27 protein-coding genes and 1 tRNA gene are annotated in these 25,771 nt (G+C 62.8%); 15 read left to right on the top strand and 13 right to left on the bottom strand.

From position 1 onward, the window contains the following. The 3 genes from NKJ08_RS06115 (at position 1) to NKJ08_RS06105 (ending at position 2,264) form a co-directional block, all read left to right on the top strand. Positions 1-1,026, top strand: coding sequence for a transporter (locus NKJ08_RS06115; protein ID WP_352523001.1), 1,026 nt, complete (start codon positions 1-3; stop codon positions 1,024-1,026). A gap of 172 nt (positions 1,027-1,198) precedes the next feature. Next, a complete protein-coding gene (locus NKJ08_RS06110; RefSeq protein WP_352523002.1) occupies positions 1,199-1,843 on the top strand; it encodes a carbonic anhydrase in 645 nt (214 codons plus the stop codon). A gap of 10 nt (positions 1,844-1,853) precedes the next feature. Beyond that, a complete protein-coding gene (locus NKJ08_RS06105; RefSeq protein ID WP_352523003.1) occupies positions 1,854-2,264 on the top strand; it encodes a nuclear transport factor 2 family protein in 411 nt (136 codons plus the stop codon). A 90-nt stretch (positions 2,265-2,354) separates the two neighbouring features. Here NKJ08_RS06105 and NKJ08_RS06100 read toward each other — a convergent pair whose 3' ends face one another. After that, complete coding sequence (locus tag NKJ08_RS06100) at positions 2,355-2,780, bottom strand: hypothetical protein (RefSeq protein WP_352781533.1); 426 nt, start codon at positions 2,778-2,780, stop codon at positions 2,355-2,357. Positions 2,781-3,075: 295 nt separating this feature from the next. Between NKJ08_RS06100 and NKJ08_RS06095 the strand changes: the two genes are divergently transcribed. Next, entirely contained in the window at positions 3,076-5,130 is a 2,055-nt protein-coding gene (locus tag NKJ08_RS06095; protein WP_352781565.1) for a M3 family metallopeptidase, read from the top strand. Here NKJ08_RS06095 and NKJ08_RS06090 read toward each other — a convergent pair. After that, entirely contained in the window at positions 5,127-5,441 is a 315-nt protein-coding gene (locus tag NKJ08_RS06090) for a hypothetical protein (protein ID WP_352523005.1), read from the bottom strand. The genes NKJ08_RS06095 and NKJ08_RS06090 overlap by 4 nt on opposite strands. Positions 5,442-6,014: 573 nt before the next feature. After that, positions 6,015-6,090, bottom strand: a tRNA-Ala gene (locus NKJ08_RS06085). Between the two features lie 164 nt (positions 6,091-6,254). Between NKJ08_RS06085 and NKJ08_RS06080 the strand changes: the two genes are divergently transcribed. Continuing rightward, positions 6,255-6,545 carry a YggT family protein gene (locus tag NKJ08_RS06080; protein ID WP_023678162.1) on the top strand — a complete coding sequence of 97 codons (291 nt, stop codon included), beginning with the start codon at positions 6,255-6,257 and terminating at the stop codon, positions 6,543-6,545. Positions 6,546-6,558: 13 nt separating this feature from the next. Further along, on the top strand, positions 6,559-6,870 hold the full coding sequence (locus NKJ08_RS06075; RefSeq protein ID WP_352523006.1) for a DUF167 family protein: 312 nt from the start codon (positions 6,559-6,561) through the stop codon (positions 6,868-6,870). Between the two features lie 56 nt (positions 6,871-6,926). Here NKJ08_RS06075 and NKJ08_RS06070 read toward each other — a convergent pair whose 3' ends face one another. Further along, positions 6,927-8,042, bottom strand: coding sequence for a cellulase-like family protein (locus tag NKJ08_RS06070; RefSeq protein WP_352523007.1), 1,116 nt, complete (start codon positions 8,040-8,042; stop codon positions 6,927-6,929). Positions 8,043-8,161: 119 nt separating this feature from the next. On the opposite strand from NKJ08_RS06070, the gene NKJ08_RS06065 reads away from it, so the two are divergent. The 5 genes from NKJ08_RS06065 to NKJ08_RS06045 all read left to right on the top strand — a co-directional run bounded on the left by NKJ08_RS06065 (position 8,162) and on the right by NKJ08_RS06045 (position 12,958). Further along, the gene (locus tag NKJ08_RS06065; RefSeq protein WP_352523008.1) at positions 8,162-8,893 is read left to right on the top strand and encodes a FadR/GntR family transcriptional regulator; all 732 of its coding nucleotides are present in this window, start codon (positions 8,162-8,164) and stop codon (positions 8,891-8,893) included. Positions 8,894-8,967: 74 nt separating this feature from the next. Further along, entirely contained in the window at positions 8,968-10,164 is a 1,197-nt protein-coding gene (locus NKJ08_RS06060; protein WP_352775098.1) for a mandelate racemase/muconate lactonizing enzyme family protein, read from the top strand. A gap of 35 nt (positions 10,165-10,199) precedes the next feature. Continuing rightward, positions 10,200-11,177, top strand: coding sequence for a sugar ABC transporter substrate-binding protein (locus NKJ08_RS06055; RefSeq protein WP_352781532.1), 978 nt, complete (start codon positions 10,200-10,202; stop codon positions 11,175-11,177). A 75-nt stretch (positions 11,178-11,252) separates the two neighbouring features. Next, on the top strand, positions 11,253-12,230 hold the full coding sequence (locus tag NKJ08_RS06050) for an ABC transporter permease (RefSeq protein ID WP_352523011.1): 978 nt from the start codon (positions 11,253-11,255) through the stop codon (positions 12,228-12,230). Next, positions 12,227-12,958, top strand: coding sequence for an ATP-binding cassette domain-containing protein (locus NKJ08_RS06045; protein WP_352781531.1), 732 nt, complete (start codon positions 12,227-12,229; stop codon positions 12,956-12,958). The genes NKJ08_RS06050 and NKJ08_RS06045 overlap by 4 nt, the downstream gene beginning before the upstream one ends. A gap of 326 nt (positions 12,959-13,284) precedes the next feature. Here the strand turns inward: NKJ08_RS06045 and NKJ08_RS06040 are convergent, their stop codons facing one another. From NKJ08_RS06040 to NKJ08_RS06010, 7 genes are all read right to left on the bottom strand, one after another. Continuing rightward, entirely contained in the window at positions 13,285-14,253 is a 969-nt protein-coding gene (locus NKJ08_RS06040; protein WP_352523013.1) for an ABC transporter ATP-binding protein, read from the bottom strand. Then, complete coding sequence (locus NKJ08_RS06035) at positions 14,253-15,263, bottom strand: ABC transporter ATP-binding protein (RefSeq protein WP_352523074.1); 1,011 nt, start codon at positions 15,261-15,263, stop codon at positions 14,253-14,255. Before NKJ08_RS06035 ends, NKJ08_RS06040 begins: the two co-directional genes overlap by 1 nt. Then, entirely contained in the window at positions 15,260-16,177 is a 918-nt protein-coding gene (locus NKJ08_RS06030; RefSeq protein ID WP_352523014.1) for a dihydrodipicolinate synthase family protein, read from the bottom strand. Before NKJ08_RS06030 ends, NKJ08_RS06035 begins: the two co-directional genes overlap by 4 nt. A gap of 17 nt (positions 16,178-16,194) precedes the next feature. Next, complete coding sequence (locus NKJ08_RS06025) at positions 16,195-17,097, bottom strand: ABC transporter permease (RefSeq protein ID WP_352523015.1); 903 nt, start codon at positions 17,095-17,097, stop codon at positions 16,195-16,197. After that, positions 17,097-18,056, bottom strand: coding sequence for an ABC transporter permease (locus tag NKJ08_RS06020; RefSeq protein ID WP_352523016.1), 960 nt, complete (start codon positions 18,054-18,056; stop codon positions 17,097-17,099). The genes NKJ08_RS06025 and NKJ08_RS06020 overlap by 1 nt, the downstream gene beginning before the upstream one ends. Before the next feature lie 65 nt (positions 18,057-18,121). Continuing rightward, positions 18,122-19,702 (bottom strand): ABC transporter substrate-binding protein, encoded by a 1,581-nt coding sequence (locus NKJ08_RS06015; RefSeq protein WP_352523017.1) that lies wholly within the window; start codon positions 19,700-19,702, stop codon positions 18,122-18,124. A 20-nt stretch (positions 19,703-19,722) separates the two neighbouring features. Next, positions 19,723-20,436 carry a FadR/GntR family transcriptional regulator gene (locus NKJ08_RS06010; RefSeq protein WP_352523018.1) on the bottom strand — a complete coding sequence of 238 codons (714 nt, stop codon included), beginning with the start codon at positions 20,434-20,436 and terminating at the stop codon, positions 19,723-19,725. Positions 20,437-20,541: 105 nt separating this feature from the next. Here NKJ08_RS06010 and NKJ08_RS06005 point away from each other — a divergent pair, with 105 nt between their 5' ends. The 3 genes from NKJ08_RS06005 to NKJ08_RS05995 are packed head-to-tail and all read left to right on the top strand — an operon-like array spanning position 20,542 to position 23,442. After that, complete coding sequence (locus tag NKJ08_RS06005) at positions 20,542-21,513, top strand: Gfo/Idh/MocA family protein (RefSeq protein ID WP_352523019.1); 972 nt, start codon at positions 20,542-20,544, stop codon at positions 21,511-21,513. Then, positions 21,510-22,505, top strand: a complete 996-nt coding sequence (locus NKJ08_RS06000) for a Gfo/Idh/MocA family protein (protein WP_352523020.1) — start codon at positions 21,510-21,512, stop codon at positions 22,503-22,505. Before NKJ08_RS06005 ends, NKJ08_RS06000 begins: the two co-directional genes overlap by 4 nt. Further along, positions 22,495-23,442 (top strand): dihydrodipicolinate synthase family protein, encoded by a 948-nt coding sequence (locus tag NKJ08_RS05995; RefSeq protein ID WP_352523021.1) that lies wholly within the window; start codon positions 22,495-22,497, stop codon positions 23,440-23,442. Before NKJ08_RS06000 ends, NKJ08_RS05995 begins: the two co-directional genes overlap by 11 nt. Before the next feature lie 56 nt (positions 23,443-23,498). On the opposite strand, the gene NKJ08_RS05990 is transcribed toward NKJ08_RS05995, so the two are convergent. Together NKJ08_RS05990 and NKJ08_RS05985 are read right to left on the bottom strand one after the other, a co-directional pair. Next, a complete protein-coding gene (locus tag NKJ08_RS05990; protein WP_352523022.1) occupies positions 23,499-24,440 on the bottom strand; it encodes an LLM class flavin-dependent oxidoreductase in 942 nt (313 codons plus the stop codon). A gap of 139 nt (positions 24,441-24,579) precedes the next feature. Beyond that, on the bottom strand, positions 24,580-24,735 hold the full coding sequence (locus NKJ08_RS05985) for a hypothetical protein (RefSeq protein WP_352523023.1): 156 nt from the start codon (positions 24,733-24,735) through the stop codon (positions 24,580-24,582). Positions 24,736-25,003: 268 nt separating this feature from the next. Between NKJ08_RS05985 and NKJ08_RS05980 the strand changes: the two genes are divergently transcribed. Further along, positions 25,004-25,771, top strand: coding sequence for an SDR family NAD(P)-dependent oxidoreductase (locus tag NKJ08_RS05980; protein WP_352523024.1), 768 nt, complete (start codon positions 25,004-25,006; stop codon positions 25,769-25,771).

The raw sequence follows: 25,771 nt of genomic DNA, 5'->3' as shown, positions 1-25,771 counted from the left end.
ATGAATGACGCATCGCATCTGACATTGCTTGCCGCGGACGACCAGCATCATGCTCCCGGGTTGGTCTGGGCTTATCATGCCGCTCCCGGCAAAGCTCCCGAACCGCTGGCGCCCAGAGACATAGAGGCCGCACTGGCATCACCGGACGGCTGGGTCTGGCTGCATGTCGACCTTGTCGACCGGCGCGCCCATTCCTGGGTCAGCCATGCCTGCGCGCTGCCGGCGTCGGCTCATGCAATCCTCGAAGGGCACGAGGACAGCCTGGTGCTGGCCCATGAGAACGGCGTCGTCCACGGCATTTCGGCCGACCTGCATGGCGAGATCGCCCATCAGTCGACGACGATCGGCAGATTGCATTTTGCGGTCTCGGAGCGGCTGCTGGTAACCGGCCGGCGCCATCCGCTGGCGGCGGTGGAGGAAGTGCACACCGCGCTTGCCGCAGGGCTGCGGCCGGCCACAGCATTCGAGCTGTTCGAGACGCTGGTCATGGCCCTTTGCAAAACCGCCAGCCTGCGGCTCGCCGCGGCGACGAAGCGGCTCGATGCGGTCGAGGACCATCTCGTGACCGAGCGGCTTGCCGATGAAAGGCGGCAACTAAAGGATGTGCGCCGGCTTGCCGTGTCCCTGCATCGGCCGATCTCGGCCTTGGCAGCGCTTTTCCAGGACGAGGACCGCTCCGCCTGGAACCTCTCCGCCGGCGCACATGCCGTTTTGCGCCGGCTTGCCGTCCGCCTGGAGCGGCTCGACCGCGAGGTCGTCATGATCAACGACCGGGCAAGGCTGCTGCAGGAGGAGCTTGCAGCCGAGCTCGCCGACGAATCCAATCGCAGCTTGAAGGCGCTGGCAGTGATGAGTGCGCTGCTTCTGCCGGGCACGCTGATCGTCGGCATATTCGGCATGAACACTGGTGGGCTGCCATTCTCCGAGGCTCCCAGCGGCTTCATCCTGGCGATGCTCCTCGCAGTCGGTGCGACCGGCCTGTTCTACTGGCTTTTGCTGCGCGCCGGCGCCAATCTGCGGTTCTGAGCCCGATTAACAGTGGCGTTCGTTCGATTGCATGCAAAGTACAGGCTGACATGTTGAAACCACGCATCGCGCTTTCCGAAAATCGGTTTCCGATTTTCGGACTGATGCGCTAGAGCCTATGAGATTGAACCGAGCTGCCGCCTCTAATCCGGAAAGGCTCCAGACGCCGCCCATGCCCCATCTTCCCGACCATCTTCTCGCCGGCTACCGCAGTTTCATGAGCGGCCGCTATCTCACCGAAAGCGGGCGTTATCGCTCGCTGGCGCGGGAGGGCCAGGCACCGGAAACGATGATCGTCGCCTGCTGCGATTCCCGGGCCGCGCCCGAAGCGATCTTCGATGCCGGGCCCGGCGAGCTGTTCGTGCTGCGCAATGTCGGCAATCTGGTGCCGCCCTATGCGCCCGACGATCAGTTCCACTCGACATCGGCGGCGCTCGAATTTGCCGTGCAGAGCCTCAAGGTCAAGAACATCGTGGTGATGGGCCACGGCCGCTGCGGCGGCATCCGTGCGGCACTCGACACCACGGCGGCACCCTTGTCGCCGGGCGATTTCATCGGCAAATGGATGAGCCTGATCGCGCCGGCGGCCGAGACCGTATCGTCCAGCACCTTCATGACCGCGACCGAGCGCCAGACGGCGCTGGAGCGCATCTCGATCCGCTATTCCATAGCCAATCTGCGCACCTTCCCTTGTGTTTCGATCCTCGAAGGCAAGGGGCGGCTGTCGCTGCACGGTGCCTGGTTCGATATTTCGACCGGCGAGCTTTGGGTGATGAACAAGGACACCGGCGATTTCGAGCGGCCGGAGACGGAGTAGGAGACTAGGCATGGTGCGAGCTCGGTTCGCGTTCGCGGCGGCGGCACTGCTGTGCTCAGCAAATGTCGCCCGCGCCGACGATAGCGCGATCATCGACCGCTGGTATTCGGCACTGCTGGTCGCCGACCGCACCGAATTGTCGGACCTGCTTGCCGATAACGTGCGCATCAAGCTTGACGACCTCGGCGTCGTGCAAAGCAAGCAGGAATTCATCGCCTCGATCGCCGAGTGGCAAGGCGCCGTCGCCGGGGCCGAAATCCGCCACCGGATCGAGAAATCCGAGGGCGGCGTCACCACTGTGATCGCCTGCTATGATTTTCCCAGCAACGACATGCTGATGCAGGAGACCTTTGCAGTCGCCAACGACCAAATCACCGCCAGTTCGCAAGCCGCGATCGCCGAAAATTGCGACGGTTACTGACGAAATTTTCGTCCAGGTTATTGAGGACGGGCGCTGGAATTGCCGGTGTTATTTCGCGTCTAAAAAGTGCACTGTCACCGTAATTCTTACCTAAAACGATATAGACGACACGATTGCTCTAGCAACGTCCAATTCTTCTAGATAATATGCATCACCAAGACATAGATATGTCATAAATACAAAATCAATTCCGTTTGACATATACCATGCAGATAACAATTGGTCGGTGGTTTCTGACAATACACCAACAGAGATTATGCCTTCAGACTCATGTTGCGTGATATGTCTTACATCTATAGAATTATTATGACAAAACTGAATCATAAATGTTCTCAGAACATCAGCATCTGCGTTTGGTTTTTCCCCGCTACGATACTTCGCAATTGAGAACTGAATCGCGCCGCAGCCGTCCGTTTCTTTGGCTAAGGTAGGTGGCGATCCCTCAGGAAGATCGCCGGCTATGTCTACCCATCCGGCAGGCAGGTCGAAGGTGAGGCCATGGAATTCTACTCTCATTAAGGTTCCCTTGGATCGGGTGTCAGGTCGGATTCCAGGAATTCCGGTGAACAGTGCACCTTTTGCTGCACGGCGCGTGAGTGGGCATCCTCAGGGTCGCATACGAGTGGAAGCCTCAGTCAAGGGAAAATGCAGGCTACAAGATAATAATCTTGGTGGGCATAGAATTCGGCTCGAATGATAACTCACGGCACCATGTGCGCACGCTTTCAGCGCTAACCGGGCGCTGTTGCATGGAACCGGCCGGCGCCTTACATCGGTGACGATCCACCTCCTCCCGCCACTCAGCGAAAGTTTGCCCATGCCGTCCGCCATCGACCTCGCCGCCCATCCGCTGACTGCGTGGCAAGGGCCGCTCGGCCTGTCCGATTTCACGCGCATCGGCGACGGTGATTTTTCTCCGGTGTTCGATGCGACCCTGAAGGCGCATGAGGCCGAGATCGAGGCGATTGCCGGCAACACCGGGACGCCGACCATCGAGAATACACTTGCTGCGCTCGAGCTTGCCGGCGAGGCCCTTGACCGTGTGTCGTCGATCTTCTGGTGCCGCGCCGGCGCCCACACCAATGAGGCGATCCAGGCGTTGGAGCGCGACATCTCGCCAAAAATGTCGCGGCATTTCTCGGCGATTTCGATGAACGAGCGGCTGTTTGCCCGTATCGACGGTCTCTATCAGCGCCGCGAGGCTTTGAAGCTCGATGCCGAAACGCTGCGTGTGCTGGAAAAGACCTGGAAAAACTTCGTCCGCTCCGGCGCCAGGCTCGATGCCGACGGCAAGAAGCGGCTTGCGTCGATCAACGAAGAATTATCGTCGCTCGGCACCACCTTCGGCCAGAACGTGCTTGCCGATGAGCGCGACTGGGCGCTGTTCCTCGACGAAGCAGACCTAGCCGGCCTGCCGGAGTTCCTGAAAAGCTCGATGGCCGAAGCCGCCGAGATGCGCGGCCAGAAAGGCCGCTACGCCGTCACTCTGTCGCGCTCGATCTACGAGCCGTTCTCGACCTTCTCCGAACGCCGCGACCTGCGCGAGACAGCGTTCCGCGCCTTCATCATGCGCGGCCAGAATGGCGGCGCCACCGACAACACCGAAGTGGTGCGCGACATGCTGCGCCTGCGCGCCGAGAAGGCGAAGCTGCTCGGTTATGCTTCCTACGCCGCATTGAAGCTCGACGACACCATGGCAAAGACGCCGGAGGCGGTGCACACGCTGCTCGATCCGGTCTGGGAAAAAGCGGTGGAAAAGGCCGCAAGCGATCAGGCCGAATTGCGGCGGCTGGCGGCCGAGGCTGGCAGCAACGAGAAATTCGCCGCCTGGGACTGGCGCTTCTATCAGGAGAAGCTGCGCGCAGAGAAATTCGCCTTCGACGAGGCCGAGCTGAAGCCGTATCTGCAGCTCGATCACATCATCGACGCCTGTTTCGACGTGGCGACACGATTGTTCGGCATTTCTTTCGAGGAGAAGAAGGGCATTGCCGCCTGGCACCCGGACGCTCGCGTTTTCGTGGTGAAGAATGCCGACGGCAGCGAGCGCGGCCTGTTCCTCGCCGATTATTTCGCGCGGCCGTCAAAGCGCTCCGGCGCCTGGATGAGTGCGCTGAAATCCGGCTACAAGCTTGGCCCTGGGTCGAAGCCGGTCATCTACAACATCATGAACTTCGCCAAGCCGCCGGCCGGCCAGGCAGCCTTGCTGTCGGTTGATGAAGCCAAGACCCTGTTCCACGAATTCGGTCATGCCCTGCACGGCATGCTGACCGACGTCACTTGGCCCTCGGTCGCGGGCACGTCGGTCAGCCGCGATTTCGTCGAACTGCCCTCGCAGCTTTACGAGCACTGGCTGACGGTGCCGGCGGTGCTGGAAAAACATGCGCTGCATGTCAAGACCGGCATGCCGATGCCAAAGGCGCTGGTCGACAAAATGCTGGCGGCGCGCACCTTCGGTGCCGGTTTCGCCACGGTCGAGTTCACGGCCTCGGCGTTGGTCGACATGGCCTATCACGCGCGGCCGGACGCGGCGGATCAGCCGCTTCGTTTCGAAGCCGAAACGCTCGAAAAGCTCAACATGCCCGACACCATCGCCATGCGTCACCGCACCCCGCATTTCGGCCACATCTTTGCCGGCGATGGCTATTCGGCCGGCTATTATTCATACATGTGGTCGGAAGTGCTTGACGCCGACGCCTTCGCCGCCTTCGAGGAGACGGGCGATCCCTTCAACCCGGCGCTGGCCGAGCGGCTGCGCAAGAACATCTACGCCGCCGGCGGCTCAAAGGACCCGGAAGAACTCTACACCGCCTTCCGCGGCAAGATGCCTTCACCGGAAGCGATGATGGCCAAGCGCGGGCTGGTCTAAGACTTGCCCGTCCCAGCGAAATCCGAAGGTTCTGTCATGACAGACCCCGATCCCGAGTAATGCCTTTTCGTCGCCCGTCGGGTACGTGCTGGCGCCTGATCCGGTACCTCCGGGGCCGGCTCGGCGTCACCGGCTGCGGCCGTCTCGTTGAGGAAGCCGGCAATCCGCTCCGCCGTCTCCGTCGTGGCAAAGGAGAGCAATCGGCCGCGATGAACCACGGGCTCGCCACTCTCATTGTCCCAGATATCGAACCGGCAGCTTGGGTTCGCTATGGCTTCGAAGCGGTCCTTCATGTCAACGGTCCAGGTCATGTAACTGCCACGGGGGCCAGAGCGGTGGCCAGAGGGGTGGCTTGAGCGGCACCGGCAGTTCGCGCGCCTTGCTGCGCTTGCGTGAAGCAGATGGCAGCCGCAAATCGCGACAGCGCCCAGGCTTCATTGCGCAATGCTGGAGCGACAGCCATTTCAATCCCCGTCGTCGGGCCCGACGGCCGCAGGTCGAAGGACTTGCGGCAATCGGCTGTTATCAACGGGCAGAGGTTCCGCGATCCCGGCTTACGGATCGCTTACGGGCATTTTCGAGGTGGTCACGACCCCAGCGGCGAAGGTCAGCACGGCAAAATGGAAACAGAAAGAATAGGCGAACAAGGAGGCCGATCCTCTTGGGCTATTCTTACAGCAACTGCCGGCCGAGCAAATTGGGGGCTGGCCCTAGCCGACCGACGCCAAAGCGCGTGGTCACGCCGGTAATCCTCGATGGCCGCAAGTCGCAAGTGGCCTTCTCTCAGCGTCGCGAAATCGCCGGGCAGCGTGCGCAAGCAACAAAGCGCCGCTATCAAGGAGGTGTGCTCGGCATCCATTGGGCAAGGGGTCGAGAAAATCCGCTGGTGGAGCTGAGGAGGATCGAACTCCTGACCTCGTCATTGCGAACGACGCGCTCTCCCAGCTGAGCTACAGCCCCGTCCAGCGGATGGGGCTTTTATCGGCCGCAGCGGTTTCCTGTCAAGGCTGTGCGTGTCGCCGAAATGCCGTTCGGCCGCTCGTCCGGCTTCGCCATGCCGCAGAAGGCGGCTCTTGCCGCTTTCCCCTACAGTGGCTACATGTCGGCAACAATCGGAGACCGGCATGATCGCCCTCATTCAGACCATTGTCATGGCGCTTGACCTTTACTGGTGGATCATCATCGCCTCGGCGATATTTTCCTGGCTCTACGCCTTCAACGTCGTCAATTCCCGCAACCAGTTCGTCGACACCATCAGCAACATGCTCTATCGGCTGACCGAGCCGGCGCTGCGGCCGATCCGCCGCTTCATGCCCGATCTCGGCGGCATCGACATCTCGCCGATCATCCTGCTGCTGATCCTGTTCTTCATCCGGCAGTTCCTGCTCACCACGGTGCTTTCGCTGGTCGTCTGAGTTCAGGCGTCCCATGAGCGCGCCGTTCCGCACGCGCGCCGACGGCATCGACCTGTTCGTCCGGCTGACGCCGAAATCAGCGATGGACAGGCTCGAGGGCCCCGAAACGACGGCGGATGGGCGAAGCCATCTGAAGGCTCGCGTCCGCGCCGTGCCGGAAAACGGGGTCGCCAATCGAGCGCTGGAAAGGCTGGTCGCCAAGGGATTTGGCGTGCCGGCGTCAGCCGTCTCGGTCGTCGCCGGCGGCACCGCTCGGCTGAAGACGCTGCGCGTGCTTGGCAATCCCGTGGCGCTGACGAAACGCATCGATACGCTCACACTATGAATCCACCCAGCGGCCATCCAGTTCCTGTTCGGCCGGCCAGACGGCCTCCTTCCTAGTCAGCGCTTCAAATCGGCATCGATGGCGGAGGATTTGATCAGGTCGGTCAGCCGCTTGTGCCAGGCGATGTCGCGCCACATGCCGCGGAACTGCGGCCCGCAGAAATTCGAAGGCGCGATGCCGCTCCAGCGCCCCTTCTTGGCGGCGTATTCCGTGCCGATCGCGGTCATATCCTTGATCCAGCCCCAGTCGAGGCCGGGCCAGTCCTTGTAGTCGACCAGCGACCAGCATTCGGTGGTGACCAGCGGCTTGCCGGCATGGCGCGACCAGGCCGCGACGTTGTCGATCTCGCCGAGCAGCTTGCCGTCGTAATAGGCTTTGTTGGCCTTGTACTCGCTGTGGCCGCGGGCAACGATGTTGTTGAAGCCGCGCGGATCGAACTGCTCGTGATTGTAGTCGATCTTGGAATAATAATCCGAGGTCTCGCGGTGCGCCATCCATATATGCGGCTCGAGGAAATCGAGCATCGAGACATCCTGGTCGTTCCAGTTCTTGTACTGGCTGCAGAACGAGAAGGTATAATCGATGTCGGAATAGGCGGCCCGCATCAGCCTGAGCGAGTCGGCCATCCAGTCGCGCGCCCTTGGCTCGGCACGGCTCAATTCCTCGCCTGTCGTGCCGCCGTAGAGATAGGGCGTCCATATCGGAAGCGGGTATTCGTTGCAGAGGTCGACATAGAGGATGTGGTTGATGAGGCCGGCCTTGTCGATCTCGCGCAGCGTGTCGATCCATACCCGCGCCTGATCCTCGGCAGTCCTGATCCTCAGCCTGAGGTCGTCGCGATCCTGCCGGTACCAGGTCGAAAGCGCAACTGCGATGCCATGCGCCTTAGCCTTGGCGATGAACTCGACCAGCGCCGGCAGCACCTGGACATGGATCAGCGATTGGGCGCCCCAATTCAGCTGGTCCCAGACCGGCAGGATCTCCCAGCTTTTCATCGGATCGGCCGAGACCAGATGCGGGTAGGCATCGATGCGCACGGCGTTGTAGCCGCGTTCGGCGAGCTCGCCCAGCGCCTCGTCCCAATCCTCGTAGCCGGCGCCCGGCCAGCGGCGCTCCAACCAGGAAAAGTCCCACATGGTGATGGCGTAGGGTCTCTGAATCGCTGGTTTCATCGTTCGTCTCTCGCTCCTCGGCAAACCTCGCGGCATTGGTAGTCCGGATACGACGCTATTGACAATAGGTTGGCTCAATGCTTTCTACATTTTTGCCGAAACCTAGCATACAGGTTCGAATGAACAATCCGCTTCAGCGCGATGCGACGGAGGACGAGGAGGCCACGACCAGCCTTGTCTCAAAGGTCATCCACGGCATTCGCCAGATGATTCGCACGGAGGGCCTGAAGATCGGCGACCCGCTGCCAAGCGAGGCGGCGATCGGCGTTGAGCTCGGTGTTTCCCGCGCCGTTGTGCGCGAGGCCTATCGATCGATGGCGGCGCTGAGGCTGATCGACGTCGGCAATGGCCGCCGCGCCCGGGTGTCGGCGGTCGTTCCCGAAGTGCTGGCCCTTGTCATCGATCACGGCGTGCAGACCGATCAGGTTTCGGTGCAGCAGATTCTTGACGTGCGCCGCACCATCGAGATGCGCACGGTGGTGCTTGCGGCGCTCAGGCGCACCGACAAGGAGGCGCGCGAGATCAAGGCGTTGGCTGCCGCCATGCGCGCCGATTTCAGCAATTCCGACAAAGTGATGGAGCACGACATCGCCTTTCACGAGACCATTGCGCGCGCTTCGCGCAATCCGATGTTCTCGCTGATCGTCGGCTCGTTCCATGTGGTGACGCGGCAGACCTGGCGGATCGGCTGGGCAGCACGCGCGACCGATGCCGACCGCTACGAAAGCGTCGCCTGCCACGAGGCGATCGCCGCGGCGATCGAAGAGGGCAATCGCGCCGCCGCGGAGGCGATGATGGCCGAGCATTTCGACAACACCGTCAAGGTGCTGCTGGCCAGCGGCATCAACTAGGCCGTGATCGCGAACCGAAGGTCAGCGTAGCAAAAGATCATGGTCAAGGAAGCATTCTTGCGGAGCGCAGCCAGGTGAAGATCGGCAAGATCGAGACGATCCGCATCGCAGAGCATCCCAACCTCTGCTGGGTGCAGGTCCATACCGATGAGGGTCTTGCCGGCCTCGGTGAAACCTTCTTCGGCGCTCAGGCGGTGGAAGCCTATGTGCACGAGACCGCAGCACCTCTGTTGCTCGGACAGGATCCGCGCCAGATCGACCGCATAGGGAAGACGCTGACCGGCTATGTCGGCTTTGCCTCTACCGGGGCCGAGATGCGCGGCAATTCGGCTATCGACATCGCCTTGTGGGACCATTTCGGCAAACTCACAAATCAGCCGGTCGCGCAACTGCTGGGCGGCTTCACCCGCAACGACATCCGTACCTACAACACCTGCGCCGGCACCGCCTACATGAAGCAAGGCGGCCAGACGGTTGCCAATTACGGTCTCGCCGACGACCGCGACCGCTATGCCGACCTCGATGCCTTTCTCAACCGGGCAGACGATCTGGCGGAAGAACTTCTGGGTGAAGGCATCACGGCCATGAAGATCTGGCCGTTCGACGTGGCGGCCGAGGCCAATGGCGGGCTGCACATCAGCGCCGCCGAGCTCAAATCGGCGCTTCGGCCTTTCGAAAAGATCAGGAAGCGCGTCGGCGACAAGATCGACATCATGGTCGAGTTCCACTCGATGTGGGCGCTGACGCCGGCGATCAGGATCGCGCGGGCGCTGGCGCCTTACGACACCTACTGGCACGAGGATCCGATCCGCATGGATTCTCTGGACGACCTCAAGCGTTACAGCGAAGCCTCGACAGCGCCGCTCTGCGCCTCGGAGACACTCGCGACACGCTGGCGCTTCCGCGACCTGCTGGCGACGGGAGCGGCGGGCATCGTGATGCTCGACCTGTCCTGGTGCGGCGGCATCTCGGAGGCCAAGAAAATCGCTTCGATGGCCGAGGCATGGCACCTGCCGATCGCCCCGCATGACTGCACCGGTCCGGTGGTGCTTACCGCCTCTACCCATCTGTCGCTGAACGCGCCCAATGCGCTGATCCAGGAGAGCGTGCGCGCGTTTTACCGCACCTGGTACCGCGACCTCGTCACGGCACTGCCTGAAGTCGGCAAGGGCAGGATCACGGTACCGCCCGGCCCCGGGCTCGGCCTCGAACTGAGCCCCGATCTCGACCGGCGCTTCACGATCACTCGACGGGTGTCCGAGGCAAGCTAAAGCCAATCAACCACCACCAAACGGGAGGAACGACGATGATGAAACTGCTTACTATCCTGGCCGCAAGTTTTGCCGTGCTGACCATGCCGGCAATGGCGGAGGATGCACCGTTGCGGATTATTTACACGACGCATTCGGACAGCGGCAACACTTTCTGGCTGTCGGTCAAGAAGGGCATGGACGACGCCTGCGCGCTCATCAAGGCCGACTGCCAGATGCTGCTCGTGTCCAAGGTCAGCGACGTCCAGGGGCAGATCGCCAATATCCAGGCGGCGATCGCCCAGAGCCCTGACATGATCATCACCTCGATCCCCGACAACAAGGCGTTCGACCAGGTGGTGAAGGAGGCAATCGACGCAGGCATTCCGGTGATCGCCTCCAATGTCGACGACCTTGAGGGCGCGAAAGGCAACGCCCGTCTGGCCTTCGTCGGCCAGGACTTCATCCTCGCCGGCCAGGCGCTCGGCCGCGCCATCGCCTCGAAATTCCCGGCCAGCGGCCCCGTCAAGGCGCTGATCGGCGTCAATGCCCCGGCCGACAACTGGTCGCGCGCCCGCGCCAACGGCATCATCATGGCTTTCAAGGAATGGCAATCCGAGCATCCCGACCGCAAGATCGTCTGGGACGAGATCGACGCCGGCCTCGACTATGGTACGACCGGCGATCGCTTCGGCAATTACCTGACCGGCAATCCCGACCTCAATGCCTATGCCGACACCGGCTTCTGGGACGTCGGCGCGGTGACGGTGCTGAAGGACCGCGGCATTGCGCCCGGCCAGATCACCATGGGCGGCTTCGACCTGGTGCCCGACGTGCTCAACACCATGAAGCAGGGCTACATCCAGTTCCACATCGACCAGCAGCCTTACCTCCAGGGCTATGCGCCGGTGCTGCAGGCACCGCTGATCAAGAAATTCAAGCTGTCGGCCTATGACGTTAACACCGGCAGCGCCGTGGTCACCCCCGACATGGTCGACGATATCCTGCAGCTCAGCAAGGACGGCTACCGCTAGGCAATCCAGAACGTCGCGGGCGGCGGCAAGCGATTGCCGCCGCCATGGTCTCGCCGTCAACAGGAGTGACGCTGGATGAAGCGTTTGCTGAAAATCTACATGGACAAGCCCGAGCTGGTCGCGCTGTGGGTGCTGATCGTGCTTGTCGCCTACTTCGCCGTCGCCACCCACGGCCTGTTCCTCAATCCGCAGAACCTGCGCGGCATCATGAGCCTGTTCCCCGAACTTGCCATTCTGGCACTGGGCTTCGGCTTGCTGATGATCGCCGGCGAATTCGACCTTTCGATCGGTTCGATGTTCGGCCTCGCTCCGATGATCCTGTGCAGCCTCGCCACGGCCGGATGGCCGTTCTGGCCGGCTTTCGTCGCGGCACTTCTGTGCTGCTGCATGGTCGGCGTCCTCAACGGCGTGATCACCATCCGCTTCGGCATTCCAAGCTTCATCACCACGCTCGGCATGCTGTTCATGCTGCGCAGCCTGGCCGTGGTGCTCTACGCGCGCGGTGCAGCACCCAGCCTGCCGGACGGTGCGCCGGTCTGGGCCTTCTCGGCGCCGCTCGGCATCATCCGGGTCTCGGTGGTGTGGATGATCGTGCTGGGGCTGCTGGTCTACCTCCTGCTCGAGCGCACCAATTTCGGCAACTGGGTGCGGGCGACCGGCGGATCGCTGGAATCGGCCAAGGCGATGGGCATCCCCACGGCGCTGGTGAAGACCGTCTGCTTCGTCATCTGCTCGCTGTTTGCCGGCATCGCCGGCATCATCCAGGTGGTGCGCATCGCCTCGCCTCTGCCATCGCTCGGCGAGGCGATGGAGCTGCAAGCCATCGCCGCCGCGGTCATCGGCGGCATCGCGCTCGCCGGCGGTGTCGGCAATGTGCTCGGCGTCATCGTCGGCATGGCCATCATCCGCGTCATTGATGCCGGCATGATCATGAGCCGGGTCGACGCCAGCTGGTTCAAGTTCGCCATCGGCCTGCTCATCATCCTCGCCGTCATCGCCAATGCCTGGCTCGGCCGCACCGCCCGCCGGATCAAGGTGGAGACCGCCCGATGAATACGCCGATCATCGAATGCAGCGGGCTCGAGAAATGGTATTCGGGCGTCCATGCGCTGAAGAATGTCAGCCTTACCGTCCGTCAAGGCGAATCCGTCGGGCTGGTCGGCGACAATGGCGCCGGCAAGTCGACGCTGATCAAGATCCTGTCCGGTGTGCACGAAGCCGATGCCGGCACGATCAGGATCGAAGGCCGCGAGGTGCGCATCCGCAACCCGCGCCATGCGATGGAGCTCGGGCTGGAGACGATCTACCAGTACAATTCCATGGTTCCGACGATGACGATCGCCCGCAACGTCTTCATCGGGCGCGAGCCGCTGAAATGGTCGCTGCTCGGCTTCGGCATGATGGACCAGAAGCGGATGCGCGCCGACAGCGTGCAGGCGATCGCCGATGTCGACCTGCACCTCAGATCACCCGACGCGCTGGTCGGCGAGCTTTCCGGCGGACAGCGCCAGGGCGTTGCCATCGCTCGCGCCATGCACTTCAAGTCGAAGGTTCTGATCCTCGACGAGCCGACCAATCACCTCTCGGTCAAGGAGACCGACAAGGTGATCGGCTTCGTACGCGAGCTGAGACAGCAGAATGTCACCGGCATTTTCATCTCGCACAACATACACCACGTGTTCCAATGCTGCGACCGGATCGTGGCAATGGCGCGCGGCGAGATCGTCTTCGACAAGCCGACAATCGAGACCTCGATCGACGAGGTCCATGGCTATCTGTGATGGCCAGCTTTGTCCTGTTCGTCCCTTCAACCGTTCGCGGCTGATCGCCAGCCAGAATTGCCGTTGACCCAAATTTTGCCGTTGACAATGTCTGGCAAAAAAAGGGCCGGGCTGAAAAGCCCGGCCAGATGTGAAGGTCGAAAACCTTCAGAGGGGAACGCGCCGGACGAATGGGAGGAAACATCCGGCGCAGCCTGCATATGGGTCGGCATCGCTGACGTTTCAATGACGGGGGACCGCTATAACAGCTTCGTGAAACCAGGCTGTGGATGGTGATGAACGCCTGGGATTGGGGACCTATTTGGCCGTTGTGTGGGCAATCATTCCTAGGCGATGTCGTCGCGAATGCAGGCCTTCAGATGGCCGTCGGCTATCGCCCTCAGTGGCGGCACGGCCCCGGCGCAAGCCTCCAGCGCGAACGGGCAACGGGTCCGAAAAACACAGCCCGACGGCGGGTTTGCCGGGCTTGGAATATCGCCCTTGAGCACTTGCCGCTCTTGCCTGGCCAGCGGATCGAGCGACGGAATGGCTGACAGCAGTGCGCGCGTATAAGGATGCTGCGGCCGGGCATAGAGCTCGGCCGCCGGCGCAACTTCCATGATGCGCCCGAGATAGAGCACGATGACCGTGTCGCAGATGTATTCGACCACGGCCAGATCATGCGAAATGAACAGCATGGTCAGGCCGAGCCGGAGCTGCAGGTCGCGCAACAAATTGATGATTTGCGCCTGGATCGAGACGTCGAGTGCGGAGACCGGCTCGTCGGCGACGATGAATTCCGGCTCGAGCGTCAGCGCCCGGGCGATGCCGATGCGCTGACGCTGGCCGCCGGAAAATTCATGCGCGTAGCGATCATAGGCGTCGACCGGCAACTCGACCGCGGCAAGCGCCTTTTCGGCCTTCGCCCGCCGCTCGGACTTCTTGCCAATGCCTTGAATGTCCAGGCCTTCGGTCAGGATCTGCCCGATCGTCATGCGCGGCGACAGGCTGGCGAAGGGATCCTGGAAAATATATTGCATCTTGCGGCGCTGGCGGCGCAACTGGGCGGCACCCAGCCTGGTGATGTCAGTGCCGCCATAGCTGATTTCGCCCGATGTCGGCTCGATCAGACGCAGCACCGAGCGGCCGATCGTGGTCTTGCCGGACCCGGATTCGCCGACCAGGCCAACCACCTGGCCACGCCTGACATCAAAGGAAATATCCTCCAGCGCCCTGACGATAGGGCCGCGTGAGAATGCAGTCGGTGCGAAATGCTTGGTCAGGTTCCTGACCGAAAGGAAGGGAGCGTCCACCATCAGAGCTCCTCCCAGCGCAGGCAGCGGCTTTGCTGGGTCGGCGTCGCCGCAAACAATGGCGGCACCACGGCGCGGCAGGCCGCGATAGCCATCGGGCAACGCGGCGCGAACGAACAGCCCTTGGGCAGTAGGGCGAGCGAGGGAACATTGCCGGCAATCGTCGGAAGCGGCGTCCCCGCCGTCTTCAGCGCCGTGGCCTCGCCGAGCCGCGGCACCGAGCGCATCAATCCTGCGGTGTAGGGATGACGCGGACGGGTGAACACTTCGCTCACCGGACCCGATTCCACGATACGCCCGGCATACATCACCGCCACCCGGTCGGCGATTTCGGCAACGACACCGAGATTGTGGGTGACGAACAGGATGCCCATGCCGCGCTGCGCCTGCAGCTCGGCCAGCAGATCGAGGATCTGGGCCTGGATGGTGACATCTAACGCTGTCGTCGGCTCGTCGGCGATCAGCAAGCCGGGATCGCAGGACAGGGCCATGGCGATGGTGGCGCGCTGGCGCATCCCGCCCGACAGTTCGTGCGGATATTGCCGCGCCCGCCGTTGCGGATCGGGAATGCCGACCTGAGCCAGCAGCCGCACGGCGTCTGCTGCTGCTTCGCGGTGCGACTTGCCAAGATGGATGCGGATCGGCTCGGCAATCTGCTCGCCGATCGTGTAGACCGGGTTGAGGCTGGTCATCGGCTCCTGGAACACCATGCCGATCTCGTTGCCGCGTATCTTGCGCAGCGACTCGGCATCGAGGCTGGTCAATTCGGTGACCGTGCCGTTCTTGCGCCGCAGCGCGATCGACCCCTCGGCGATATGTCCGACCCTTTTCGGCAAGAGGCCGATGATCGACAGGCTGGTGACGGACTTGCCTGACCCGGATTCGCCGACGAGCGCCACCGTCTCGCCTGAGCCGATCGTCAGGTCGACGTCCCTTACCGCCGCGATGTCGCGGCCTGCAATGCGGAACACCGCGCGCAGGCCGGAAATCGAAAGGATCGGCGCGACGCTCAGCGGAGCAGCCCCACATCGCGAAGGATCGCGTCGATTTTCGCGGTTTCCTCGTCATTCAAGCTGCGTTGCGGCCGCGCCATGGTGTTGGAGGCGATAATGCCGAGGCTCTTCATCGCGGTCTTAAAGGCGCCGACGCCGGCCGAGCCGGCGCTTGTCCTGCCAAGCGAGATCCAGACGATCTCGAACAGCTTCAGCAGCCGCTCCTGCTCCAGGCGGGCTTCGGCATATTGGCCCGCCTGCATGAGGTTCCACAGCCTGACATAGCCGTGCGGGTCGACATTGGCGAGCCCTGGCACGACGCCATGCGCACCCATGGCCAGCACGCTGTCGACCAGGATCTCGGAGCCGGTCATGCCGAAGAAACCCGGGTCGTCGGCCATGTCCTTGAGCACGTAGCGCAGATTGCCGTCATCGCCGCTGGAATCCTTGATACCCGCAATGGCGCCTTCCCTGGCGAGGCCGACCGTGGTCTTGCGCTCCAGCTTGACGTGGACGCAGACCGGGATGTCGTAGGCGATGACCGGAACATCGATCGCGTCCTTGATATAGCGGAAATGATCGCCGATCTCGGGCTGGCTGGTGCGGGTATAAAATGGCGCGGTGACGACGATGGCGTCGACGCCGGCCGATCTGGCGATCCGGGCGTGGTTGATGACGCGATCGGTCGTCGGATCGATGACCCCAGCAAAGATCGGAACCCGGCCGTTATTGACCTTAACCGCGTGCTCGAGGATGGCCCTGCGGGCTGCCTCGTCGTGGAAGACTACCTCGCTGGTCGAGCCAAGCACGAAGAGCCCGTGAACGCCGCCATCGAGCAGGTTCTCGATGGTGCGGGTGAACGATGGGAAGTCGACGCTGAAATCGGCATTGAGCGGGGTGACGACAGGTGGCACGACGCCGGTAAACAGAGGCATTTTGAGGAACCTTCAGGTCAGTTGAGATCGGAGCGGGGGTCGAATGCGTCGCGCAGGCCGTCGCCGATGAAATTGATCGCGAGCACGGTGAGCACCAGTGCGGCGCCTGGAAACATCCATTGCCACGGGTATTTTTCCAGCACGACGGTGGAACGGGCGAGATTGAGCATGTTGCCCCAGCTGGCTTCCGGCGGCGCGATGCCAAGGCCGAGGAAGGACAGGCCGGCCTCGAGCAGGATGGCGTTGGCTATCTGCAAGGTGGCGTAGACGACAAGGATATCGATGCAGTTGGGCAGGCCGTGCCGGAGCAGCAGATGCGGCAGCCCTGCTCCCATGCCGCGGGCGGCAACGACGAAGTCGCGCTCGCGCAGTTCGAGCAGCCTAGCGCGTACCATGCGCGACAGCACCGGCCAGGAGAGTAGCGAGATCACCAATATGGTCGGGGCGATGCCGGTGCCGGCAATCGAAGCCAGCACCAGCAGGAAGATCACCGGCGGCAGCGTCATCGCCAGATCGACGAAGCGCATCACCGTGCCGTCGACGAGACGCCCGCCAAAGCTAGCGACGGCACCGACCAGGAAGCCGATGACGGTCGAGATGGCGACCGAGCAGACGGCAACCAGCAATGAGATCCGCCCGCCTTGCAGCAACCGGGCCATGACGTCGCGCCCGACGCCGTCGCTGCCCAGCCAATGAATGGCCGACGGTGCCTTGTTCATCGCCCTGAGGTCGATGGCGTTCGGGCCGAACGGCCACCACAAAGGATAGGTCGAAACCGCCAGCAGGATGGGGATGACGATCAAAAGCCCGGCACGCGCCGCGCGGTTTTCAAAAAAACGGTCGAGCGCACGGCGGAGCGGACCTTTGGTCTGCGACACGGCTGTCCCGTTGGCTGTCGTATCTGGCGCGGTGATTGCCATCACGCCACCTGAATGCGCGGGTCTACGACGGCATAGACGACATCGGTCAAGAGATTGACCAGGATGACGCAAACGCCGATCACCAGGGTGGCACCCATGATCACCGGATAATCGCGGGTGCCGACAGCATTGACCAGAAGCAGCCCCATGCCCGGCCAGTTGAACACGCTTTCCAGGAAGATGGCGCCACCGATGGCAATGCCAACGGTCGACCCGATCAGGGTGATGACCGGCAAGAGCGCATTTCGGGTGGCATGTTTGATGATCACCCAGAACTCGCGCACGCCCTTGGCACGGGCCGTCCGCACGTAGTCCTGATTGAGCACTTCCAATAGCGAGGCGCGCATGTAGCGCATGATCAGCGCGGCATGGCCGACTGACAGCAGGCAGGCGGGCAGGATGAGATGCGCAAGCACATCCGTCGCCAAGAACGGCGCGCCCGCCGTCTGCATGCCGCCGGACGGCGCCCAGCGCAGCAGCACCGAGAAGAAATAGAGTCCAAGCAGCGCGGTCAGGAAAGCCGGGCTGGAAATGCCGACGAAGGACAGCACCGACAGCACGATGTCGGACGGCGCGTTGCGGCGCACCGCGCTGAAAATGCCGGCAGAAACACCGAGCACTATGGCGATCGCCAGGCCCGTGCCCATCAACAGCGCGGTCGGGCCGATGCGTTCCATGACCAGCGGCAGCACGGCGACGCCGCTGCGCTGGATCGAAAAGCCGAAGTCGCCGCTCAGCGCCGCGCCAAGCCAGGCCAGATATTGCACGGGAAGCGGCCGGTCGAGCCCGAGCCGTTCGCGCAGGCCCTCGAGGTCGGAAGCAGACATGGGGACCGACGGGTTGATATAGGCGTCGATCGGATCGCCAGGGGCCAGCCGCAGCAGGATGAAGATGAGGACGCTGAGCGCGACCAGCATCAGCAATCCTGTAGCGCTGCGGCGGGCGATGAAGCTCAACATGGGCTTTCCGTGGCGGTGGCAGGCGGCGCCAAAGTGGTCCGCCTGCTCGCTTCGTTGAAGGGTTCTTACTGGATGTCCCAGCGCTCGGGGTGAGCCGCATAAGGACCGCCGCCCGGCGCCGGCGTCCAGACGAAGTCACGCAGCTTGTTGGAAGCTACGCCATAGCGGTTGGCCACCCACAACGTCGCCCAGGGCAGGTCCTTGTTCATCACCTTACAGACTTCCTGCCAGGATTGATCGAGCTTGGCCGGATCGGTTTGGCCGAGCGCGGCGTCCAACGCAGTGCTCAGATCGTCGAACTCGATGCGCATTGTGTTGAAGCCTGCCGGCGGGATCTGCGACTTGTTGAGGCCGGGGTTGAGGCCGGCCGGATTGGGGCCGTTCTGAAGGCCGGCATAGACCATCGGAAATGCGGCCCAATCCGGCGTGCCTTCCTTGTAGACGATGCCGTTATAGGTCGGCGTATCGACGACGCGCGGCACCACATTGATGCCGACCTCGGCCAGCATCGACTGGATGGCGGCCATCACATTGGCCGCTTGCGGCGAGCCGTAATAGGTCAGCAAGGTAATGGGCTTGTCGCCGTTAAGCTTGTCCCAGCCCGCCTCGGTCAGCAGCGCCTTGGCCTTGGCCGGATCGTAGGCATAGGGTTCGAGGCCTTCGGGAACGAGATGCGGCGCGACATAGCCGCAATTGGCCGGCTTGGCGGCACCGCCATAAAGGCTGTCTATGATGGCGTTGCGATCGATCGCGTACATGATCGCCTGGCGGACGCGGATATCCTTGAACAGGTCGACCTTCTGATTGAGGCCGATATAGTTGACCACGTAGGAGGCACCTTCGATCACCTTGAAATTGCTGTCGGTCTTGAAGGATCCCGCATCGTCGGGCTCGACATAAGTGAACTGGATTTCGCCGGCGCGGAGCGCAGCGACGGCCGCCGCAGGCGACTCGAAATAGCGGTTGATGAGCACGTCTACCTTCGGCTTGCCGCCGCGATAATCGTCATCGGCTGCCAGCTCGACATATTGGTCGGTCACGTAGCGATTGAACTTGAACGGGCCGGTGCCGACCGGAGTTGTCGACCACCACGTGCTTGTCGCCAGCGATTCCGGCGGCAGAGCGGCCAGGGCATGCTCGGGCAGGATCATCAGCTGCGAGAGGATGGATAGCAACGAGCCGTTCGGTTTCGACAGCTTGACCACCACTGTGTGGTCATCCGGCGCTTCGACCGAGGCGACGTTGGCGAGGCGCGCCGCAAACAAACTGCCGGAGGCCTTGTTCTTGGCAAGCTCAAGCGTGAACTTGACGTCTTTCGACGTGAAAGGCTTGCCGTCGTGCCAAGTCTCGTTGACCAGATTGAACGTGTAGCTCAGTTGGTCGTCGCTGATCTTGTAGTCCTTGGCGAGGTCGCCTTCGATCTCGGTCAACCCGGCATTGAAGATGACCAGCGGTTCGAAATAGGTGCTGAGCCAGGTGTAGCCGCCGGTCGCGACCAGCGGGTTGAAGTTCTTGGGAAAGCCGCCGGGGCCGACGTCGAAGCCGCCGGCGATGGTCTTGGCGCTTTGTGCCTGGACGCTGGTCACTGGGCCAATGCCGGCGAGCAACAGCCCGGCGATAGAGAATGCGAGAGTCCTGATGCGCATGGTTTCCTCCCTTGGCATGTTCAGGGTGTTCGGTTTTTGGCGATGACTTGCTGGATCCCCCGGTAATGGTCGTCGAGCCGCCGGCGTGCCTGGTCGACATCCTTGGCGGCGACCGCCTCGACGATCTCGTGATGGTCGCGCCATGTCGCCAGCGGCGTCGGATTGTCGAGGCTGGTGAAGTTCGAGGCCTTGTTGAACGCCACCCAGAAGATGTCGATCAACGCACTCAGCATGCGATTGTTCTGGCAGCGAAACAGCATCTGATGGAATTGCTGGTCCTCTTCGGCGAAGCTCTCGTGGCGTTCGGCACGTTGCCGCATGCGCTCGGTCAGCTGGCGCAGCGCCTCGATGTCTTCGGCGCTGATCATCTCGATCGTCTTGGCGATGAGGCCGGTTTCCAGTACCCGGCGGATTTCGCGCAGCTCTTCGACGTCGCGCAGCGAATCCTGCAAGCCGTAGGCGAGGTTATCCAGCAGCGGCTTGAACGAGAACTCCTTGACGAACACGCCGATGCCGCGCCGCGTCTCCAGGATGCCGATCGATTCCAGCGCCTTGATCGCTTCCCGTACAGAGTTGCGGCCGACGCCGAGCCGCTGCGCCAGGAATGTTTCCGGCGGCAGGGGATCGCCTGCCTTGAGCTTGTTGCTTTCGATATAGGCCCTGAGGCTTTCCTGCACGGTGACGTGCAGCAGCGGCGGTCTGCTCAACGGTTCGATCGACTTCAGTTCCGCCATTCCATTGGTTTCCATTTCCGTCGGATGGGCCGTTGTTGCCCACCGCTTGTCGTATAGCCACTTGTAGGATATCCTGCAAGCCCATAGCAAAAGTGCCGCCTCCGAATGAAGATTACCCTTGCCGGATCGAGCCACTGGCACGCCGAAATGCACCTCGATGCCGCACGCTTCTATAGCGCCGAAATCGCCGGCGTCTGGGACGAGAATCCCCGCCACGCGCATGCCTTCGCCGCGCGTCATGACCTGCCGTTCATCGCGAATTTCACGGAGATACTCTCCAGCCCGCCGGACGTGATCCTGTTGATGGGGCATCCCTCAGCGGTACCGGCCCGGGCACGTGCGATCATCGAGGCAGGGATACCGCTGATCCTGGAGAAGCCGGCGGCCAGCCATACGAGAGAACTGATGGCGCTGCGCGACCTTACCACGCAGCACCAGGCCTTTGTTGCTGTGCCCCTGCCCAACCGTTTCGGGCCGGCCGTTACCGCCTTTGACCGGCTGCGCCGGGAGGGCCGCGCCGGTGCGGTGGCGCATTGCCATTTCCGGCTGGTCAATGGTCCGCCGCAACGCTACATCGCCGACGGTGTCGCCTGGATCGTCGACCCGGCGGTTGGTGGCGGAGGTGCATTGAGGAACCTCGGCATACACGGCGTCGACGCGGCACTCAGCCTTGCAACCGGCAGGCTTGACCTGAAAACCGTGTCGATAGCAAACCGCATCCATCCCGGCCCGGTCGAGGACCATGCGCTGCTGGTGCTGGAAGACGAGGCCGGCGCGCTTTTCATCGTCGAGGCCGGTTACACCTTTGCCTCGATGCGCCCCGGCGGCGACTTCGAATGGCGCATCGTCAGTGCCAATGCGACCCTGGTCGATCACGGCGATCATGCCATGTGCGCCACGCTCGACGACGCGGCAATCGTCGATTTGCCGGCCGAACTGCCGGCAACCCGCTATCGTCTGTTCATGCGCGACACGCTTGACCGGCTCGCCAGAAAGGCGCCTCCGTCGGTGTCCATCGAGGATTATGCTGCAGCGATGTCGCTGATCGACGCCGCTTATGAAAAGGCAGAACCATGATTGGAATAGGAATTATCGGCGCCGGCGATTTCGGCGCGGCCCATGCGCGGGCAATCCGCGAGGTTGGAAATACTCGCCTCGTCGCGTCCTGCCGGGGAAATACCGATGCGTTGGAGCGATTCACCGCCGAACATGGCGGCCGCGGCTACACCGACTGGCGCAAGCTGCTGGACGACAAGGAGGTCGACGCGGTCCTCATTGCCAGCCCCCACCATCTCCATGCCGAAATGGCCATCGGCGCGGCAAACGCCGGCAAGCACATCCTGCTCGAAAAGCCGATGGCGCCGACGGCGGCCGTCTGCGATGCGATCAATGCCGCCGTGGCCGATAGCGGCGTCAAGCTGATGGTCGCCCATCTCATGCATTTCGCCCTGCCCTGCATGGCGGCCAGGCAGAAGCTGGAGGAAGGAGAGCTCGGCCGGCCACTCATCGGATCGAGCTGGATCATCAAGCTGTGGATGGAGCACAATCGCCGCGACTGGCATCTGCGCAAGGCGACCGGCGGCGGCATGCTGTTGACGGCCGGCATCCACGCGCTCGACCGTCTGGTCTGGCTGATGGATGACGATGTCGTGTCGGTGAGCGCCATGCTCGGCGCCAAGTTCCATGACCAGGAAGCCGACGACAGCGCCCTGCTTGGATTGCGCTTCGCCGGCGGCGGCATCGGCCAGGTGCAGAGCGTCGGCTACCGCACCGGCGCGAGCGGCTACGCCATGGATCTGGTCTGCGAACAGGGAACGCTGCGCATCGACATGGACCGCGGCACCATGCTTGGCCGCGACACGGCCTGGACCGAGCTGCCCGGTTCGTTCGAGCCGAACTGGATGCAGAACGCGCTGGTGCGCGAATGGACGGCGATGCGCGATGCCATTGCCGACGACAAGCCGGTGCCGCTCGACGGTGTCTATGGACGCAAGATGATTGCCATCATCGAGGCTGCCTTTGCGTCGAACGAAACCCGCCGCGAGCACGAGATCGCCGGTGCGCGCTGATCTCGACCATCTGCCCCGCTTGCCCGCATACGCACCGCGCGGTGTCTGGGGCGCAGTGATGCTGGCCATCGACGATCGCGGAGCAATCGACTGGGAGGCGACGGAAGAGACAATCGCACGGCTCTGCGCATCGGGTGTCGACGGCATCTATTCCAACGGCACGGCCTGCGAATTCCATTGCCAGACCGAACCCGAATTCGACCGGCTTTGTGAGATGGTCGCCGAAATAGCCGGTCGCGCGGGCCTTCCCTTCCAGATCGGCATCAGCCAGTCCAATCCGCGTGTCGCGCTGGAGCGGCTGACGCGGGTGGCCGCACTTCGCCCGGCGGCGGTGCAATTCACCTTGCCCGACTGGTGGCCGCCCAGCGACGACGAGGTTATGCGCTTTGTCGGCGGCCTGTGCGAGGCCGCGACCGAAGCGCCGCTGGTGCTTTACAACCCGCCGCATGCCAAGCGCCGCCTGACGCTCGAAGGCATTGCCCGGCTGCGCGCGGCCGTGCCATCGCTGGTCGGCGCCAAGCTGCCGGGCGGCGACGCCGACTGGTATGCCGACATGCGCCGCAAACTGGACGGATTCTCCGTCTTCGTCCCCGGCCACACGCTGGCAACAGGATATGCTGGGGGAGCCCATGGCAGCTATTCCAATGTCGCCTGCCTCAACCCGAAGGGCGCGGTGATATGGTGGCAAATGATCCGCACCGACATGGCCGCCGCTGCCGAAGTCGAGGCGCGCATACAGGCCTTCCTCGCCGCATATGTCCTGCCGTTTCGCGCTCGCTACAATGTCAGCGATGCAGCACTCGACAAGGCGATGGCCGCCGCCGGCGGCTGGGCGCCGCTCGGCCCGCGACTGCTCTGGCCCTACAGCTCTGTGCCCGACGGAGAGATCCCGGCACTGACCAAGGCCGCTTACGCGGCTTTCCCGGAATGGCGGTAGGCCGCCAACGTACGTGGCTGCGGCGGAGTGTTAATCCATTTGCCGGCACGCCTTCTTCAGCAGCCGGCACGCACGCCTTGTGTTGCGCGTGACGCAAACGTCCCGGGCTGCGGGGCATCGGCCTCGCGACGCGCCAGCGAGTTGCGCAGCAGCGCGACCACCTCGCGGCCAGCCGTGGCGATTTCGCGTGGCCTGTCGAGGCCGACGATCATGAATTCCTGGATTCCCAGAGCCGCATAGGGTAGCAGCGACAGCGCGACCCGCGCTGGCGGCCCTGCAAGTTCGACCGCCTTCCAGCAGGAAACGGCCGGTTTGTCTTCCGAACGGATTCGGACGGGAAGCGCGAAACGCAGCTTGCCAGCCCGGCCGTGTTCGGCGGCGGCGCTGCGTACACGCTGCATAGACTGGCGGATTTCGGTGAGCGAGCCCGGCGCCAGCTCGAACACATCCGCATGCCTGCCCGCGACCCTGAGCGCCGTGCCGGACTGTCCGCCCATGCGGATGGTCACACCATGCGGCCCCTTGCGCGGCACATAGCCGCCTTTGATGCTGTAAAAGGCGCCTTCATGGTCGAACGGTCTGTCGTTCGACCACAACCGCTTCAGCAGCACCAGATATTCGTCGATGCGTTGCCAGACGACCGTGTGGCCGACCGGACGTGCCTCGGCATCATCGTCGCTCAGCGGCTCGCTGAGCATCCTGAGCGACAGCCGGCCGCCGCTTTTCGCATCAAGCGCGGCGAGCTGCCGTGCTGCCACGATCGGCTCGATCACACCCGCCCAATGGATGAGAACGACCTCCAGGGACGAGGTGCGATCCAGTGCCTGGGCCGCAAGGTCCATATTGGTCAGCAGCCCGGCCTGGTCGTCGACGACGATCTTCTGGAATCCGGCATCCTCGATCAGCGACAGCTTCGTCGCGGTCTCGACAAAGTCGTAGAAAAAGCCGGCGTCGGCAGGGCGGGTTTTACCGGGAACATGCGTGAACTCGATCGGCATTGCCATCTCCTCCTTCACGTACGGAATCATGGACATCACGTCGCAATCACGGCGCGCAAAAGCGCCGGCATTCGGTTCATCCAACTCCGGAATTCGCAAGCGGCAGGCCGCTATCTCGATGAAATCAGGGCCTTAACGATCAGGGGATCAGCCCCAGTACGACTGCCCCGGTGAATACGAATGCAAGGGCAAAGACGAGATAGGCGAAAGCGCCGGCATAGGCTGGCCGCCATACCTGGTCGGAACCCAACCTTTGGCCTTTGCGGGCAGTCTGAGTGTTCTGGCTGTAGGACATATCGACCTCCGTCTCGCGGATTAATCTATAAAATCAGTAGACTTTGTCGATTGCTATTTTCGAGCGCTCCGTAGAATAGTTTTCTCAAAACGGAAGACAAATTGGTTCCTTTGTGGCTTAGAGCTGCCTTTTTGAGACCTGTCGTGATGACGGCAGAAAACGTCAGGTCCATGCACCTGCGGCTCCTTGGCCATCCAAGGGATGAAGGATAGCATCGCTGCTCGAGCGGAAGCCGCTACGTCACGGCAGAGCAACAGGGAGCAAAAACATGGGCACAAGACTGGCCGGCAAGGTCGCCATCATCTCCGGCGGTGCGACGGGAATGGGCGGTGCGGCCTCGGAGCTTTTCGCGGCCGAGGGCGCCAAGGTGGCGATCATCGACCGCAACGGCGAGGCGGCCGCCGCCACCGCGGCGGCGATCAGGGAGCGCGGCCATGTCGCCGAGCACTGGGTCGCCGACGTGTCGGATGAGGCGCACGTCGAAGCGGGGGTGAAGGGCGTGACGGAAACATTCGGCCCGGTCACCACGCTGTTCAATCACGCCGGCACCATCGTCATCAAACCTTTCCTGGAGACCACGCTGCAGGAGTGGGACTGGCTGCATGCCGTCAATGTGCGTTCGATGTTCCTGATGACGCGCGCCGTGCTGCCCGGCATGATCGCCGCCGGCGGGGGTTCCATCGTCTGCACCTCCTCGATCTCGGCGGTGGCGGCGACGCCGATGGAGGTGCTTTACGACACTACCAAGGGTGCCTGCCACATGTTCGCGCGCGCCATCGCCGTCGAGTTCCGCGACCGCAACATCCGCTGCAATGCGGTCTGTCCCGGCTTCATCAGGACACCGCACGGCCTGCGCGAGGTCGCCGATCTCGACAAACTCGGCATCGATGTCTCAGACGCGGCAATGGCCGCGCAGCAAGGGCGGATCGGCGAGCCGGAAGAGGTGGCAAGGGCAGCCTTGTTCCTGGCCAGCGACGAGGCCAGCTTCGTCAACGGCGCCCATCTGTTCGTCGATAACGGCTTCACTGCGATGTGA

Source organism: Mesorhizobium sp. M0244 (assembly GCF_040321795.1).
GTDB lineage: Bacteria > Pseudomonadota > Alphaproteobacteria > Rhizobiales > Rhizobiaceae > Mesorhizobium.
Note: the sequence above shows the minus strand (reverse complement) of the source record. Positions and strands in the feature narration are given on the sequence as shown.

Bases quoted from the DNA above. Each gene is read 5' to 3' on its own strand.
- NKJ08_RS06115 (WP_352523001.1), top strand. From the start codon at position 1: ATGAATGACGCATCGCATCTGACATTGCTTGCCGCGGACGACCAGCAT.
- NKJ08_RS06110 (WP_352523002.1), top strand. From the start codon at position 1,199: ATGCCCCATCTTCCCGACCATCTTCTCGCCGGCTACCGCAGTTTCATG.
- NKJ08_RS06105 (WP_352523003.1), top strand. From the start codon at position 1,854: ATGGTGCGAGCTCGGTTCGCGTTCGCGGCGGCGGCACTGCTGTGCTCA.
- NKJ08_RS06100 (WP_352781533.1), bottom strand. From the start codon at position 2,780: ATGAGAGTAGAATTCCATGGCCTCACCTTCGACCTGCCTGCCGGATGG.
- NKJ08_RS06090 (WP_352523005.1), bottom strand. From the start codon at position 5,441: ATGACCTGGACCGTTGACATGAAGGACCGCTTCGAAGCCATAGCGAAC.
- NKJ08_RS06080 (WP_023678162.1), top strand. From the start codon at position 6,255: ATGATCGCCCTCATTCAGACCATTGTCATGGCGCTTGACCTTTACTGG.
- NKJ08_RS06075 (WP_352523006.1), top strand. From the start codon at position 6,559: ATGAGCGCGCCGTTCCGCACGCGCGCCGACGGCATCGACCTGTTCGTC.
- NKJ08_RS06070 (WP_352523007.1), bottom strand. From the start codon at position 8,042: ATGAAACCAGCGATTCAGAGACCCTACGCCATCACCATGTGGGACTTT.
- NKJ08_RS06065 (WP_352523008.1), top strand. From the start codon at position 8,162: ATGAACAATCCGCTTCAGCGCGATGCGACGGAGGACGAGGAGGCCACG.
- NKJ08_RS06055 (WP_352781532.1), top strand. From the start codon at position 10,200: ATGATGAAACTGCTTACTATCCTGGCCGCAAGTTTTGCCGTGCTGACC.
- NKJ08_RS06050 (WP_352523011.1), top strand. From the start codon at position 11,253: ATGAAGCGTTTGCTGAAAATCTACATGGACAAGCCCGAGCTGGTCGCG.
- NKJ08_RS06045 (WP_352781531.1), top strand. From the start codon at position 12,227: ATGAATACGCCGATCATCGAATGCAGCGGGCTCGAGAAATGGTATTCG.
- NKJ08_RS06040 (WP_352523013.1), bottom strand. From the start codon at position 14,253: ATGGTGGACGCTCCCTTCCTTTCGGTCAGGAACCTGACCAAGCATTTC.
- NKJ08_RS06030 (WP_352523014.1), bottom strand. From the start codon at position 16,177: ATGCCTCTGTTTACCGGCGTCGTGCCACCTGTCGTCACCCCGCTCAAT.
- NKJ08_RS06025 (WP_352523015.1), bottom strand. From the start codon at position 17,097: ATGGCAATCACCGCGCCAGATACGACAGCCAACGGGACAGCCGTGTCG.
- NKJ08_RS06020 (WP_352523016.1), bottom strand. From the start codon at position 18,056: ATGTTGAGCTTCATCGCCCGCCGCAGCGCTACAGGATTGCTGATGCTG.
- NKJ08_RS06015 (WP_352523017.1), bottom strand. From the start codon at position 19,702: ATGCGCATCAGGACTCTCGCATTCTCTATCGCCGGGCTGTTGCTCGCC.
- NKJ08_RS06010 (WP_352523018.1), bottom strand. From the start codon at position 20,436: ATGGCGGAACTGAAGTCGATCGAACCGTTGAGCAGACCGCCGCTGCTG.
- NKJ08_RS06005 (WP_352523019.1), top strand. From the start codon at position 20,542: ATGAAGATTACCCTTGCCGGATCGAGCCACTGGCACGCCGAAATGCAC.
- NKJ08_RS06000 (WP_352523020.1), top strand. From the start codon at position 21,510: ATGATTGGAATAGGAATTATCGGCGCCGGCGATTTCGGCGCGGCCCAT.
- NKJ08_RS05990 (WP_352523022.1), bottom strand. From the start codon at position 24,440: ATGCCGATCGAGTTCACGCATGTTCCCGGTAAAACCCGCCCTGCCGAC.
- NKJ08_RS05985 (WP_352523023.1), bottom strand. From the start codon at position 24,735: ATGTCCTACAGCCAGAACACTCAGACTGCCCGCAAAGGCCAAAGGTTG.
- NKJ08_RS05980 (WP_352523024.1), top strand. From the start codon at position 25,004: ATGGGCACAAGACTGGCCGGCAAGGTCGCCATCATCTCCGGCGGTGCG.